Source organism: Nostoc sp. S13 (assembly GCF_029379315.1).
Lineage (GTDB): Bacteria > Cyanobacteriota > Cyanobacteriia > Cyanobacteriales > Nostocaceae > Nostoc.
On the sequence record NZ_JAQYWQ010000061.1, the window covers coordinates 25,617 to 40,856 of the forward strand.

Below are 15,240 nucleotides of genomic sequence, written 5' to 3' on the forward strand. Positions count from 1 at the left end.
AGTCTCTCTACGCCCTAGCAAGCAAACTGATGTTTAGCATACCACTACTCACTTGGGTTCAATACAACAATAATTTCTGCTAGCCTGATTCCCAAAGATTTCCAGTGGGGATTGCTGGAGGAAAAAGTAGCATCCCCAGACACCGCTTGGTAGTCATTAGGGAACTTTTCGTAAGCATTGGGAGCAGCATCTACTCGTAAAATCAGTTTGCCTTGATAGCGCGATAATTTACTACTATCCAACAAAATCGTGCCGCCGTAATCCCACGCCAATCCATAAAGTTTAAAATCACCTAACTTCTTGCGTAATTCGCTCAACGGGGTTCCCACTCCGATACCTTCGCGGGTTTTCCAAGCTGAACCCAAGTTACGCACATCTAAAGGTTTAGTACGAGTATTATCACTCCAAACTACCAAGAATGATCGCCCTTGATTTAGGTTTACCTGCGTAGCTGCAAAACTACCCATTCCTTCAGGCCCTGAAATGGTTTTATCAACGAGATGGGATGCACCAAACAACTTCACTAAATCTTGCTTGGTGGTTGTGCGTCTTATCGGCCCCACTCGTTCGCCAGGAACAATCAAGGTATCTGTTAATGGTTGCGATTTAGCAACAGTAGTTGGATGATTGATTTTCTGGGGTAGTGCAAAGGCTGGGTTTGCTGAATAATTTAGTAATAAAGCTAAAGTAGCTGTAGCCATGCCTTTGATTGATGAATTCATAGGTTCTATTATTGGGTAGCAGAATATGAGTGAGAAGTACTCATAATTTAACTACTACAATTTCCAAATTATAGATTCCCGATTTTCCAAAAATTTTATTTCATCGCTCTAGTTGCGTTTAAAATTGCCAGTAAAGCTACTCCAACATCAGCAAATACAGCTTCCCACATTGTCGCTATACCTAAAATACCCAACCCAATAAAGACAACTTTAATTGCTAAAGCAAACCCAATATTTTGCCAAACAATTTGCCTTGTTTTTCTGGCAATTTGTATTGCTTCTGCCACTTTTGATGGTGCATCTGTCATGATCACAATATCGGCAGTTTCTATCGCTGCATCTGAGCCTAATCCACCCATTGCCATGCCAACATCTGCTCTAGCAATCACTGGCGCATCATTAATACCATCTCCAACAAAGGCAACTTTACCGTGCTTGCCGGTGGTGCTGATTAATTTCTCAATGGCATTGACTTTTTCTTCAGGTAATAACTCTGCCTCATAGGTATCTATGCCAAGCTGTTGAGCAATCTGGGAAGCGATCGCTTGATTATCTCCTGTCAACATTACTGTTCTCTCTACACCCATTCGCTTGAGTGCTTGAATAGCAAGTCTGGCATCTTCTTTGAGTTCATCAGCAATGACAATATATCCAGCATAAATATTATCCACTGCTAGATGAATAACTGTTCCCTCTAACTGGCAATTATCATGAGTAATCTCCTCTCTATGTAATAGGCGAGCGCTTCCCGCTATCACTACCCTATTTTCAACCTTAGCTCTAATTCCATAACCGGCGATCTCTTCATAATCTCTCACCTCAAATTCATCGATTTTTCTACCATAAGCCTTGCGGATAGATTGAGCGATCGGATGATTTGAATGCGATTCTACTTTCGCAGCTAATTGCAGCAATTCTTGTTCATTCCAGCCATTTAATGGGACTATTTTTGCTACTTTGAATACTCCTTTAGTTAACGTTCCAGTTTTATCAAAAACAACTGTATTGACTGCATTTAAAGTATCTAAAAAAGTAGAACCTTTAACCAAAATACCACGTCTAGCTGCACCTCCCACACCTCCAAAATAACCTAATGGAATACTGATAACTAGTCCACACGGACAGGAGATAACTAATAAAATTAGGGCGCGATAAATCCATTCTGAAGAAGTTGCACCCGAAATTAATAAAGGAGGTAATAGTGCAACTGCTAGAGATGTAAAAACTACAATTGGTGTGTAATATCGGGCAAATTTAGTAATAAACTTTTCTGTCGGTGCTTTTTTACTTTTGGCATTTTGTACCAAGTCTAAAATCTTCGCAATGGAAGATTCATCAAAGAGTTTTGTTACTTTAATGTTGAGAACACCCATTTTATTGATCATCCCAGCCAAAACTGTCTCTCCCAGCCTCACAGTTCGAGGCACAGATTCTCCAGTTAATGCAGATGTATCAACTTGTGAATTCCCATCTATTATTTCGCCATCTAAAGGAATCTTTTCTCCGGGTTTGACGACGATAATATCCCCAATCTTTACTGTTTCTGGCGATACTTTCTTCAGTTCTCCCTCTGTTTGAATATTGGCATAATCTGGGCGTACTTCCAATAAAGCTTTGATGGAACTACGGGAACGACTGACGGCAACATCTTGGAACAATTCCCCAATTTTGTAAAATAACATGACTCCGACAGCTTCGGGTAATTTATGAATTGCGATCGCCCCTAATGTCGCTACCGTCATCAAAAATGTTTCATCAAATACTCTCACTCTGAGTAGATTACGCCCAGCAGTTTTTAAAACACTCCATCCACTTAATAAATAGGCTGGGATGAAAAGCAGATATTCACCTATTGAATAGAATGTATTGTGTAATTGATTTTCAAAAATTACACCAGGCGCATATAAACTTAAAACCACTACCAAAGGCAATACCTCATTTTTCAGATTGAATTCTCCACCGTGATTGTGGTCATGGTTATGATTCTCATCAGAAGTATGATCATGGTTATGATTCTCATCATGATCATGTTCACAGTTGGAACACCCTGAGAATTCTGAATGTAATTTTTGCTTCATTTTCTCTGTTGAGGCTGGTAAGTTATCTGAATATATGAGCCTATTATCAAATGTAATAAAAAAAAGAAATTTTTACAAGTTTATAATTTAAGAACGAGAATCTATATCAATACAACAAAAATTAGGTTTATTGTTGAATCTTTCTACTAATATTTAGTCAATATCAAGATTTATAACCTTGTGAAGATAGCTATTTTTGTTAGTGTAAGTAAAGATTATGAGAGAATTATGAAAGATTGAGAGTGTAAATAAATGCCCTTTCCAGAAAAACCCATCAGGAAGCCCAGCCTACCTGAAGTTCACCGTAGCATTAAAATTCCTAACACCAAAAGCATCTGGCGCAAGATGCTGGCTTATGGAGGACCAGGATATCTCGTATCTGTAGGGTATATGGATCCTGGTAACTGGGCGACTGACTTAGCTGGCGGGGCTAAATTTGGTTATGCGTTGCTAACAGTGATTATGCTTTCCAACTTGATGGCGATTTTAATGCAATCGCTGTGTGTGCGGTTGGGAGTAGCAACGGGGCGAGATTTAGCCCAGGCTTGTCGAGATCACTTCAGTCCGCGCGTCAACTTTGGGTTATGGGTACTTTGTGAGATAGCGATCGCAGCTTGTGACTTAGCGGAAGTTTTGGGAAGTGCGATCGCGCTGCAACTGCTTTTTGGCATTCCTTTGAGTTGGGGCGTATGTATAACAGCCCTAGATGTATTTGTATTGTTACTGTTACAAAACAAAGGCTTTCGCTATACAGAAGCTTTGGTAATCTTATTGGTAGCAACTGTAGGCATCTGCTTTGGAGCAGAAATCATTTTTTCACATCCTGATTTGGGCGGAGTTTTATTAGGATATGTTCCCAAAATAGAAATTGTGCAGAATCCAGAAATGCTCTACATTGCTATTGGAATTTTGGGGGCAACGGTGATGCCACACAACTTATATCTACACTCATCAATCGTGCAGACACGGGATTGGGAATCAACATCCAAAAAAAAATGGGAAGCTATTAAGTTTAGCACCATCGATTCTACAGTTGCTTTATGTTTCGCCTTGTTTATCAACTCAGCAATTTTGATTATTGCTGCTGCCACTTTTCATTTTTCTGGTTATCAGAATGTGGCAGAAATTCAAGATGCTTATAAATTGCTCTCTCCCTTATTGGGTGTGAATGCCGCTAGCGCAATTTTTTGCGTGGCATTACTTGCTTCTGGACAAAGTTCAACCCTTACCGCTACTTTAGCAGGGCAAATTGTCATGGAAGGCTTTTTGAATCTGCGTCTTAAACCTTGGTTACGTAGGTTATTTACGAGATTAATTGCGATTATCCCAGCATTAATTTCAATTATGCTTTTGGGAGAAAAGAGTACAGGCGGCTTACTAATTTTCAGTCAAGTTATTTTGAGTTTACAGCTATCATTTGCCGTAGTCCCGTTGGTGATGTTCACAAGTAATAAAGGCTTAATGGGTGAATTTGTCAATCCTTTGTGGTTGCAGATTTTATCGTGGTTAGTAGCGATTATTATCGGCAGTTTAAATGCTTGGCTATTATTGCAAACTGTTTCAAGCTGGCTGTTTACGATTCCTAGCTAGAATGTTTATCCACAGCCACCGCAAATACCGATCAACCGTCAGAATACTATAATTGGGCGATGCAAAAGCTTCAACAGGGTAATTTTAAGAAAGCGATGTCTGACTCGCTACCGCTACGCGTCAGTGAGATTTTAACCAGGTAAGTAGCTCAAGTTAATTAAACATAAAAGGCTCAGGATATAGAAGGCGACTTCTCGCAAAAAGTCGGGGTTCTGGGTATTATGTTTATTTATACCCATCTAATTTGGGATCAAACTGTGTAGATATGGAACTTTTTTGGGTAACAAGTGTCAACCTGACTATTCTTAGAGATAATTCACTTGAAGTTTGAAAGTGAATCGAATACCCTAAACTAGTAGACAATTTTCTCAAGGAATCTATGAACAAAAAAATTATCCTGAATTTGCTTTCCACTTCCTCAATTTTTGTATCGCTGATGTCTACGCTGGCAGTATTTCATCCTGCCCATGCTAGTAGTAGTATTACTCAGCGATTAATGCACACACAAGACGGTCGTACCTGTATCACTAACCCACATGGTGGAACAGATTTTGTCTGCATTCGAGATTCAGAGAGAAAGCAACCCTATACCTCATCTACACGCTCCTCAACCATTGTCACATCAGTATCAGATCAGAATATTGCCATGTTGAATTTTACTGACGAGGAAAGCGATGCTGCAATTAAGTTATTTAAATGTGACTGTCCATTGTGTATAAATTCTTTGCGTCAGTTGCGCGGTACTGGAAACTTGGTGTACTAAGATTGAACACGGCTGACAGCAAGTATAACTTCTGTTAGATAGACGCCATTAATCACGTCTAGAAGATATCCGAAACCAAAAAAGCATTTTTAACTACGTACCACTACTATTATTTAGCCTAATGTAAATTCATTCTTGGGGCGGTTTGTAGCAAGACTCCAAACGCCTCAAATTCATATTCACAAAGAGAACGCACAGACAGAAAAAGAAAAAGACACAAAGATGGACAGATGGTCTTACGCAAAGAAATAATCAATAGAGTATAATTTTCTTTCCTGTACCCTTTACCCCTTATCCCCAGAGGGGCCCCACCCTCCTCATTACCCAATTACGATTTTGCGCCATTGGGCGACATTTGTGGCAATATGGAAAGAAGTTGAAAAGCTCGCTGTTGCCATTGGGAACATCAAAGGGTGTTTTTCCTTGCCACGCCGAACTTTCGACAAGAGGAACAGGACTATTTTGTGCCTTCTCCCAACAGATTGATAAATTGAAGTCACCAAAGCAGATGGTCATGTTTATCAACCAGGCTCTACTCTCTGAATCTACGCTTCGCGGCTTCTGTTGTACCATTTCGCCTCACTACCACTAGCTTCATCTGCCCATTAGGAACTAGATCAAGGTCTTCGTAACCGCAGTTTTGTATTTTAAGCAAATATTCTGGCGAAAGAAAGTTATTATCGTCTGAATGTTTGGAATTCACTGCGAAAAGATATACATACTCCCACCTTGACTACACCTTGACTCTTAAATGAATCCAGAATACGCAGAAACTTACATAAACCATCCAACTTGGGGGTTACTCTACAAAATCTGTATGGTTGATGAGAACCAGGATTTGTTCACTACACTTTATGCCCAGCGCTTATTTTTTTTGGTTGCAAATGAGGTTAAAGGTGTTAAATTCCAGCCTATCGGACGTACTGAGGCTAGAATGATGTTGGAAAATCGCTTACGTACCCTGCGGCGCAGTGGACAACCTCAAGAGTACGATCAGCTTCAGAGTGTTTTCCAACGCACCTTCCAATGAGCAGTTCGATTTCCGAACGTATTGTTTCCATTCGCTCCTCACTCCCAACTTCAGTCCGATTGATTGCAGTTAGCAAGCAAGTTTCTGCCCAGGCCATTCGGTCTGCCTATGCCGCAGGAATTCGTGATTTTGGGGAGAGTCGTATCCAAGAAGCCGCCAGCAAACAAGCCGAGTTGCAAGACTTACCGGATATTACCTGGCACTTTATTGGACATTTGCAAAGCAATAAAGCCAAAAAAGCCATTGAACAATTCCCTTGGATTCACTCCGTCGATAATTTGAAGCTGGCACAGCGTTTAGATCAATTGGCGCAACAGCTAGGAGTGAGTCCCCAGGTTTGCCTGCAAGTGAAAATTCTCCCCGATCCCCACAAGTCTGGTTGGAGTGTACCAGAACTGTTGGCTGATTTACCCACACTCAATCAATACAAAAATTTACAAATTCAAGGTTTGATGACAATTCCGCCTTCAGGATTAAATGATTCCGAAATTTTAAGTGTGTTTAATCTCAATCGTGAACTGGCAAAAGAAATTCAGGAGCAAAACTGGTCGCAGATTAAAATGCAGCACCTGTCTATGGGTATGTCAGGCGACTACCAACTGGCAGTGCAAGCAGGCACAACGATGGTACGATTAGGAACCATATTATTTGGCGATCGCTCTTAAAGGATGTTTGTCAAGTCTAATTTATAACTCATCGGGCGACTAGAAGTCGCGGCTACATGAGACTTTAGCCACCTTACCTACGGGACGTGCAAGGGACGTGGATTAGCAAGCCCTTGATTTGGCATGGTTTCCACGGAGGTGGATAAGAGCTTGTGTAGTAGCGAATTATATTCGCCCAATACTTTTAAAAGATCGTTCTTAGCCTACTTGTGCATCAACCTTGTAGCTCAGTATTAATAGAAGCTGAGAATTTGATCACAAGAATTTTGTCATAGACTGGTGCAATTGGAAACAAAGGATATAGTATTGACAAGAGTAATCGCCAAGGGAAAATGGGGTATAAAGAACTTTCCTTCGGACAAACCTTAGGATATAATCTTGACTCCTTATGATGTTTAGGCGATGCACAGACCTTTCCAATAAGTGTCAGTTCATCGCCAAAACCCGTAGTATAGGCTACAAATAGCAATGGATTTGCTGAAGTATCCACCGATGTAGCGTAGTTTACGTCCGTAGATATCGCTTTTAGCTAAATCTAATCGTTAAGCCAAGTCAATGCAGGCTATTCGCATCAGGAGAGTACATACACAATGAACAATATCTTTTCCAAACTCAGAGACTTTGTGGGTCTAAATGAGCAAGTGGAATATGAGTATTACGAAGAAGAACCAGAAACAGATAATAATTACCAAAATCTGTATCAGCAAGAAAATCCCCAACCAGCACCACAAGAGGGCACAGCCGCTCAAAATCGGCGCTGGCGGGAACCAGTGCCTACAATGGGAGATGATATAGCAGCAGGTTCAAAGCCAATGGGGAATGTGATTGGTATGCCAGGAGCAATTAACGGAATTTCGGAAGTTTTAGTACTCGAACCACGCACCTTTGAAGAAATGCCTCAAGCAATTCAAGCGTTGCGAGAACGCAAGTCAGTGGTATTAAATCTGACAATCATGGACCCAGATCAAGCTCAACGAGCAGTAGATTTTGTTGCAGGTGGTACTTACGCACTAGATGGACATCAAGAGCGCATTGGTGAGAGCATCTTTTTGTTTACGCCAAGCTGTGTCCAAGTTAGCACTCAAGGTGGTGTTCTTCATGAAGTACCACAACCGCCAGCCCGTCCCTCTCGTCCTACAGGTTCTTCAAATCAAACCTGGGGCAACGAAACTAACCGAATGGCACAATAACAATTCCAAATTCCAAATTCCAAATTCCAAATTGTACTCTTACAGGGAAGCAAGCTACGTGCAGCGTCTCGTAGAGAAGAGAGTTTCAGTCGGGGTTTAAATCCCCGTCTGAAACTAAATCTAGGTGTAGACTTTAGCTTTAGCCTCTGCCTTTGGGAGAAGGGATCTTAAAGCCTTTGATTTACAATAAAGTTAAATTAGTTGTTAGTCCTTTGTCCTTTGTCATTTGTCCTGGGTTGTGATTTTTACAAGCCGTACACTCGTGACATCAGAGTCATAAGTTAGGCGCTCCATAAATGAAGTGGATTCGTGTGGTTACTGACTTGTACCGAACGCAGTCGAGGTAGCTTTGCCGAAGTGTTAAAATCAGTATAGCCGCCGTTGCTGCTAGGGAGGCTTTAAACGCCTGTGGAGAACTCATCTCTACTTGGATTGCTCCCAGCGGAGATCGTTGAAGCTTTCCATCGCATGACTAGAAGTCACGCGAACTTCAAAATAGTGACAAATGATAAAGGACGAATGACAAATGACAAATGATCAATGACTATAAAATTTGGTTTAATTGGTGGCGGGGTAATGGGAGAAGCGCTCTTATCCCGCCTTATTGCGCGTGGAATTTATCAATCATCAGAAGTGATAGTTAGCGAACCGCTATCTTCACGCCTAGATTTTTTAAAACAGCAGTACGATGTTGTTGTGACGACAGATAATAGCCAGGTTTTCACTCAAGCAAAAGAAGTTGTCTTTTTGGCAGTGAAACCGCAGGTGTTTAGCGCGATCGCTCAAGAATTAGCAGATATTGATATTCTTAATACAGAACACTCACCCCTGATCATTTCCATCTTGGCAGGTGTAACTTTAAGTCACCTAGAAGCTGCATTTGTGCAATTGCCAGTTATTAGAGCAATGCCCAATACACCAGCAACTGTAGGAGCGGGAATTACTGCGATTTGTTCAGGTGCATACACCAGCCCCAAGCACCACCAAATAGCACAGCAAGTTTTTTCTGCTGTGGGGGAAGTAGTGGAAGTGTCAGAAGGGTTGATGGATGCAGTTACAGGGCTATCTGGTAGTGGCCCGGCTTACGTGGCGCTCTTGGTAGAAGCACTTGCTGATGGCGGAGTAGCCGCAGGTTTACCTAGAGCAATTGCCAATCAACTAGCCTTGCAAACTGTACTGGGAACAGCGAAACTGTTGCAAGAAACCAAACTGCACCCAGCAGAACTTAAAGATCGTGTTACCAGTCCCGGCGGTACAACCATTGCCGGGATTGCCAAGCTAGAACAGGCAGGATTTCGTTCAGCTTTAATTGAAGCAGTTAAAGCTGCCACAGAGCGATCGCAAGAACTAGGAAAATAATAAAGAGTCATTAGTCATTTGCAAAGAACAAGTGACAAATGACAAATAACGAAGTTGACAAAAGACTCGTTAGTATAGTAAACAATCTGGTTGCAAATGTGATTGAGTGAATTATCCCGCACCGTCTCCAGAACTTGACTTAGGGTCTATATTTCCCTTTGAACTGGATCAGTTTCAAAAAGAAGCGATCGCGTCCCTAAACGCCGGACGCTCCGTAGTCGTATGTGCGCCCACAGGTTCGGGCAAAACATTAGTCGGGGAATACGCCATTTATCGCGCCCTAGTGCGAGGAAAACGTGTATTTTACACCACTCCCCTGAAGGCGCTGTCAAATCAAAAATTACGTGACTTTCGAGAAAAATTCGGCTTTGATCAAGTCGGACTGTTAACTGGAGATGCTTCCATTAACAGGGATGCACCGATTTTGGTGATGACCACCGAAATTTTCCGAAATATGCTCTATGGCACACCCATTGGGCAAATCGGCATCTCATTAGTAGACGTTGAAGCGGTGATACTTGATGAGTGCCACTACATGAACGATCGCCAACGTGGGACAGTTTGGGAAGAATCAATCATCTATTGTCCCCGGGAAGTTCAACTGGCAGCCCTCTCAGCAACGGTTGCTAACAGCGATCAACTCACCGACTGGCTAAATCGCGTTCACGGCCCAACAGACCTGATTTACTCCGATTTTCGTCCAGTTCCCTTGGAATTTCACTTTTGCAATCCCAAAGGGTTATTTCCCCTGCTAAATGATAGCAAAACCAAAATTAACCCCCGCCTTCAAAAAAAGAAGGGGAGAGGGGGAGAAAGGGAGAAGGGGAGAAGTGGAAGACCAGAGGCTCCTGGCATCATTTATACCTTGAGCCAGTTAGAGCAACGGGATATGCTACCAGCGATTTACTTTATCTTCAGCCGCCGGGGATGTGATAAAGCAGTAGCGGAAGTGGGTGATTTATGGCTGGTAAATAGTGAAGAGTCCCAAATCTTACGGGAACAGATTGACGACTTTTTAGCCCGGAATCCCGATGCCGGGCGTTCTGGACAAATTGCGCCCCTATACCGGGGAATTGCTGCCCACCACGCTGGAATTTTGCCTGCTTGGAAAGCACTGGTAGAAGAACTATTTCAGCAGGGGCTGATTAAAGTAGTATTCGCCACGGAGACCCTGGCGGCGGGAATTAATATGCCTGCCCGGACAACGGTAATTTCTACCCTTTCTAAACGTACCGACACTGGACACCGCCTGTTGAACGCTTCCGAATTTTTGCAAATGGCGGGACGAGCCGGCCGCCGGGGGATGGATAAACAAGGTCATGTGGTGACAGTCCAAACTCCCTTTGAAGGAGCCAAAGAAGCGGCGTATTTGGGAACATCCAAGCCAGACCCCCTAGTAAGCCAGTTTACGCCCAGTTATGGCATGGTACTCAACTTGCTGCAAACCCACACCCTAGAGCAAACCAGGGAACTGATAGAGCGCAGTTTTGGGCAGTACATGGCCACCTTGCATTTAAGACCAGAATACGATGAGATGGCTGAACTGCAAACACAATTAGCTCAACTTCATGAGCAAATCGTGGCAGTTGATGAAAATGAACTGGCTGTTTATGAGAAATTGCGACAACGCCTGAAAGTGGAACGCCAGATATTGAAAACCCTGCAAGAGCAAGCACTCTCAGACCGACAAGAAGAATTGGCGATGATGTTGGGCTTTGCAGTCTCAGGAACTCTGTTGAGTCTCAAGGGGAAAAATATCACAGTCTCTTCACCTGTAACGGCAGTGTTAGTGGGGAAATCGCCTGGTTCTGGTCAAGCTTCTTACTTGGTATGCTTGGGACATGATAATCGCTGGTATGTAGCAACAACAGGGGATGTAGTCGATTTGTATGCCGAACTCCCACGAGTTGAGGTGCCGCCTGATGTACTACCACCGCCAGAGATGCCTTTGAAACCAGGACAGTCACGCCGTGGCAATGAAGAAACATTTGCGATCGCCGGACGTATTCCCGATCCGATAGAATCTTTGCATCTGGCACCAGAAGTAGCAGAACAACTCAGTCGCCTTACCGCCGTCCAAGAGCAATTAGAAGCTCATCCCCTACATGAATCAGGCAATGCTGCAACGCTTTTCAAGCGCCGCGCCCGCTATGTCGAATTAGAAGCCGAACTTGAACAGTTACAAGGACAAGTAGAGCAACAGTCACAACGTCATTGGGAAGAATTTCTCAATTTAATCTCAATTTTGCAACACTTTGGTGCTTTGGATAACTTAGTGCCCACAGTATTAGGGCGAATCGCTGCCGCGATTCGAGGTGAGAATGAATTGTGGCTGGGTTTAGTATTCGCTAGTAGTGAATTGGGCCACTTAGATCCGCAGCATTTAGCAGCAGCAGCAGCAGCTTTGGTGATGGAAACGCCCCGTCCAGATAGCAAGGTTAACTTTGACCTCAGTAATGAAGTGGCAGAAGCCTTGAAAAAATTGCAGGGAATTCGCCGCCAAATGTTCCAACTACAACGGCGCTATAACGTAGCGTTGCCTATATGGTTGGAGTTTGAGTTAATTGCGATCGTGGAACAATGGGCGCTAGGAATGGAGTGGACAGAACTCTGCGAAAACACCACCTTAGATGAAGGCGATGTGGTGAGAATTTTACGGCGGACGTTGGATTTATTATCGCAAATACCCCACGTTCCCCATTTGCCAGACTCTTTCCAACGCAATGCCTATCGGGCGATGCAGTTGATTGATAGATTCCCTGTGAATGAGGTAGTTGAATGAACAGGAGACTCTTACGCGCTTACACGGAGGTATGGTACACGGAGACACGGGGAAATTACTTTGTGCGTCTTTTGTCTCGTATTGATTTGCTAACTTCTCCTGTAAATCATCGAGTCCACTCGCATTACTGATGGCTAGCCAAAGAATTTGTTGCGCGTGATCTAAAACGGCAAAACAATCTGGATCGTACCAAAAAGCTATGAGAAATGGTAGGGGATCAATTTTATTGCGGGGTAGCTATTCAATTTTGTCTGCTACATCCTAGCCAACCCAACCGCCAGTGAAGAGGAGATGGGGGAGCAGGAGAAGAAAATACTACCTCATCCACCTTTTAACATTTTCTCGGTGCAAAATTATACCTGAGTTCCTATAGCTAGCCGTATTCCCCAGAATAAGATTAAAGTTGCAATAGCAAGCCAGTCATGCCCTTTTAATCGTAAGTCATGCCATTGCACTCGATGCTCATTGGGACTGGTAAAACCCCGCACCATCATTGCATTTGCCATTTGATCAGATCGTAAGAGGAGATTTTCTAATAGTCTTTCTGCGACTGTGATCCAAACCTTGAATGCTCCTTTTAATCCCAGCTTTTTCCAATTAATTGCCCTTGTCATCACAGAGCGAAATAAGTTTTGCACTTCTTCTAAAACCAGGGGAATAAAGCGCAAGGACAAGGTTAAAGTCAAAGTAATTTCTGTGACAGGTAACTTAAAGCGTCGTAGAGGTTGCATTAAGCTTTCTATACCAGATGTGATTTCTTCTGGTGCGGTTGTCAGCAGATACAGGTTGGTGCTGTAAATCACGGTAAATATAAGTGTACTCAGGCGTACTGCTAAACTCAAGGAGTAGCGAGTCACTTTGACTGGCCCTTTGTTAAATAGCACGTAGCTGTATTTTTTTTGATCGCCTACTTCCTCTTGAACAAGATTATTGGACTTTGATGGCTGAGTTAATATTTGTTCATTAGCTGGCAGGCGTGACTGATAATCTACGCCCATTCCATCAGGACTGATGGCTGCGATCGCGAAGACAAAAAATGATAGCATTAATAGCCAACCCATTTGCTGCCGCCATACTCGTCGGGGAATTCTAGCAATCAAGGTGGCAATAATCAACAATACCACCAGCAGCACACGCCAAAAGTTATTGGCCAAAACATAGCTTGTTAAAAAGCTCATTAACCAAGCGAACTTGACTCGCGGATCGATTTTATGCAGCCAAGTTTGGGGTTGTTCTAAATAAAGTCCAAGTGGCAGCGATCGCAATAAATCCATTTTAGAGTTAGGAGTGAGGAGTAGAGACGCGATTAATCGCGTCTGTATAGGAGTTAGGAGTTTTGACCTTAACTCATAACTTTCACCTTGTACCGCTATCAAACTCAAGTCGATAGGGTTTTATCGTTAGCAATTTTGGCTTTAACTCATAACTCTTGTACAGACCCGATTAATCGCGTCTCTAACTTAATTTGACGCGAGTTGCTCTATTAACATTACCACTTTCGACATCACGGACTTTCTTACTGCGCCATAGTAAAATAATTGGCGTGCCTTTAAATCCTAGCTGTTGCCGAAATTGGCGTTCAATGTAGCGGCGGTAGTTGTCGTTGAAGCGTTTGGAATCATTCACAAATAGGGCGATCGTTGGTGGTTGGCTACTTACTTGTGTACCATAATAAATCTTCCCCTGACGCCCACCACGAGATGCTGGCGGTGAATGCCAACTGACGGCATCTGTTAAGACTTCGTTAATAACTGATGTGCTGACACGGCGTTTGTGTGATTCAGCCGCCGTTTTCACTAATTCTAGAATCTTTTCTACCCGTTGTCCTGACAAGGCACTGACAAAAATTGTTTCTGCCCATTCGGTAAAATGTAACCGTGATTGCAGAGTTTTTTCGTAGTCGTAGATTGTATAAGAGTCTTTTTCGACAGCATCCCACTTATTAACGACGATGATGCAAGCTCGACCTTCCTCGATAATCCGCCCAGCTAATTTTTGGTCTTGCTCAGTGACTCCATCTACGGCATCTAGTACTAATAAAACCACGTCAGCACGACGAATCGCTTTGAAAGCACGGTTAATACTAAAGAATTCTGTGCCGTATTCTATGTGTTTCTTTTTGCGAATACCGGCGGTGTCAATCAAACGGTAGGTTTGTCCGTCTCGTTCAATGACGGTATCAATAGCATCGCGGGTGGTGCCGGAAATTGGGCTGACAATAGCCCTTTCTTCCCCAACAAAAGAATTGAGTAAGCTCGATTTGCCCACATTCGGGCGTCCCACAATTGCTACTTTGATTTCATTCGTTTCTGGGATGTCTTCAATAGCAGGTATGTGATTAACTAACTCGTCAAGTAACTCTCCTGTGCCACTACCATGAATTGCGGAAATGGCGTAAGGTTCGCCCAATCCCAATTCCCAAAATTCGGCAGCTTGGATTAAGCCTTGTTCTGGGGATTCACATTTATTTACAGTTAGTAGCACTGGTAGGCGTTGTTGGCGCATCCATTCGGCGATTTCTAAATCTGCCGATGTGGGGCCTGTTTGACCATCTACTACAAAAATAGCCGCACATGCTTCTGCAAGGGCTGTCATTGCCTGTTGGCGAATCAGTGGTAAAAATTCGGTATCATCATTAAATACTAAACCACCAGTGTCTACAACTAAAAATTCGCGACCATTCCAGAAAGCTGGCAGATAAGTGCGATCGCGTGTCACTCCCGGTTCATCATGGACAATCGCCGTTTGTTCCCCGGCGAGTCGATTAACCAGGGTGGATTTGCCCACATTTGGGCGTCCGATAATTGCAACAATTGGCAGTGCCATAAAACCAGGGTAAGTGAGAGGTGTATTATATCACGTACTTACATTTTACTCACTTTAAACTTGAAGTTTTAATAATTTCCCAATCATTCTGAAGCGATCGCCAGCTTTGGGCAAAATAGCCATTATACCTTGATATGATCCAATACACCAACCGAGGGGTAGGTATGACTTAATTGAAGAAGAATACATTCGTCAGAATGCAATCAGTGGGGGATTCAGACCCGCCACTACGAAA

General features: G+C 43.0%; 11 protein-coding genes. 7 read left to right on the forward strand and 4 right to left on the reverse strand.

All coding sequences use genetic code 11. The annotated features are described in order from the left end of the window. Positions 1–44 precede the first annotated feature (44 nt). Together PUQ00_RS18890 and PUQ00_RS18895 are read right to left on the reverse strand one after the other, a co-directional pair. The gene (locus PUQ00_RS18890) at positions 45–722 is read right to left on the reverse strand and encodes a hypothetical protein (protein WP_300419387.1); all 678 of its coding nucleotides are present in this window, start codon (positions 720–722) and stop codon (positions 45–47) included. Positions 723–817: 95 nt separating this feature from the next. Continuing rightward, positions 818–2,800: a heavy metal translocating P-type ATPase gene (locus PUQ00_RS18895; protein ID WP_300419390.1), complete on the reverse strand. Its 1,983-nt coding sequence runs from the start codon at positions 2,798–2,800 to the stop codon at positions 818–820. A gap of 252 nt (positions 2,801–3,052) precedes the next feature. On the opposite strand from PUQ00_RS18895, the gene PUQ00_RS18900 reads away from it, so the two are divergent. The 7 genes from PUQ00_RS18900 (at position 3,053) to PUQ00_RS18930 (ending at position 12,179) form a co-directional block, all read left to right on the forward strand. Beyond that, positions 3,053–4,390, forward strand: a complete 1,338-nt coding sequence (locus tag PUQ00_RS18900) for an Nramp family divalent metal transporter (protein WP_300419392.1) — start codon at positions 3,053–3,055, stop codon at positions 4,388–4,390. 379 nt (positions 4,391–4,769) lie between these two features. After that, positions 4,770–5,153 carry a hypothetical protein gene (locus PUQ00_RS18905; RefSeq protein WP_300419394.1) on the forward strand — a complete coding sequence of 128 codons (384 nt, stop codon included), beginning with the start codon at positions 4,770–4,772 and terminating at the stop codon, positions 5,151–5,153. Between the two features lie 751 nt (positions 5,154–5,904). Continuing rightward, complete coding sequence (pipX, locus tag PUQ00_RS18910; RefSeq protein ID WP_300419396.1) at positions 5,905–6,183, forward strand: transcriptional coactivator PipX; 279 nt, start codon at positions 5,905–5,907, stop codon at positions 6,181–6,183. Then, positions 6,180–6,848 carry a YggS family pyridoxal phosphate-dependent enzyme gene (locus PUQ00_RS18915; RefSeq protein ID WP_300419398.1) on the forward strand — a complete coding sequence of 223 codons (669 nt, stop codon included), beginning with the start codon at positions 6,180–6,182 and terminating at the stop codon, positions 6,846–6,848. The genes pipX and PUQ00_RS18915 overlap by 4 nt, the downstream gene beginning before the upstream one ends. 590 nt (positions 6,849–7,438) lie before the next feature. Then, a complete protein-coding gene (locus tag PUQ00_RS18920) occupies positions 7,439–8,038 on the forward strand; it encodes a cell division protein SepF (RefSeq protein WP_300419400.1) in 600 nt (199 codons plus the stop codon). A gap of 540 nt (positions 8,039–8,578) precedes the next feature. Beyond that, a complete protein-coding gene (gene proC / locus PUQ00_RS18925) occupies positions 8,579–9,397 on the forward strand; it encodes a pyrroline-5-carboxylate reductase (RefSeq protein ID WP_300419402.1) in 819 nt (272 codons plus the stop codon). 106 nt (positions 9,398–9,503) lie between these two features. Continuing rightward, positions 9,504–12,179, forward strand: coding sequence for an RNA helicase (locus tag PUQ00_RS18930; protein ID WP_300419403.1), 2,676 nt, complete (start codon positions 9,504–9,506; stop codon positions 12,177–12,179). Positions 12,180–12,532: 353 nt separating this feature from the next. On the opposite strand, the gene PUQ00_RS18935 is transcribed toward PUQ00_RS18930, so the two are convergent. Both PUQ00_RS18935 and der read right to left on the reverse strand, forming a co-directional pair. Then, positions 12,533–13,453, reverse strand: a complete 921-nt coding sequence (locus PUQ00_RS18935; RefSeq protein ID WP_300419410.1) for an energy-coupling factor transporter transmembrane protein EcfT — start codon at positions 13,451–13,453, stop codon at positions 12,533–12,535. Positions 13,454–13,634: 181 nt separating this feature from the next. Continuing rightward, the gene (der, locus tag PUQ00_RS18940; RefSeq protein WP_300419405.1) at positions 13,635–15,005 is read right to left on the reverse strand and encodes a ribosome biogenesis GTPase Der; all 1,371 of its coding nucleotides are present in this window, start codon (positions 15,003–15,005) and stop codon (positions 13,635–13,637) included. Positions 15,006–15,240 lie beyond the last annotated feature (235 nt).

What these genes read in the sequence shown, in the direction of transcription:
- PUQ00_RS18890 (WP_300419387.1), bottom strand. Translation starts at nt 722, where the DNA reads ATGAATTCATCAATCAAAGGCATGGCTACAGCTACTTTAGCTTTATTA.
- PUQ00_RS18895 (WP_300419390.1), bottom strand. Translation starts at nt 2,800, where the DNA reads ATGAAGCAAAAATTACATTCAGAATTCTCAGGGTGTTCCAACTGTGAA.
- PUQ00_RS18900 (WP_300419392.1), top strand. Translation starts at nt 3,053, where the DNA reads ATGCCCTTTCCAGAAAAACCCATCAGGAAGCCCAGCCTACCTGAAGTT.
- PUQ00_RS18905 (WP_300419394.1), top strand. Translation starts at nt 4,770, where the DNA reads ATGAACAAAAAAATTATCCTGAATTTGCTTTCCACTTCCTCAATTTTT.
- pipX (WP_300419396.1), top strand. Translation starts at nt 5,905, where the DNA reads ATGAATCCAGAATACGCAGAAACTTACATAAACCATCCAACTTGGGGG.
- PUQ00_RS18915 (WP_300419398.1), top strand. Translation starts at nt 6,180, where the DNA reads ATGAGCAGTTCGATTTCCGAACGTATTGTTTCCATTCGCTCCTCACTC.
- PUQ00_RS18920 (WP_300419400.1), top strand. Translation starts at nt 7,439, where the DNA reads ATGAACAATATCTTTTCCAAACTCAGAGACTTTGTGGGTCTAAATGAG.
- proC (WP_300419402.1), top strand. Translation starts at nt 8,579, where the DNA reads ATGACTATAAAATTTGGTTTAATTGGTGGCGGGGTAATGGGAGAAGCG.
- PUQ00_RS18935 (WP_300419410.1), bottom strand. Translation starts at nt 13,453, where the DNA reads ATGGATTTATTGCGATCGCTGCCACTTGGACTTTATTTAGAACAACCC.
- der (WP_300419405.1), bottom strand. Translation starts at nt 15,005, where the DNA reads ATGGCACTGCCAATTGTTGCAATTATCGGACGCCCAAATGTGGGCAAA.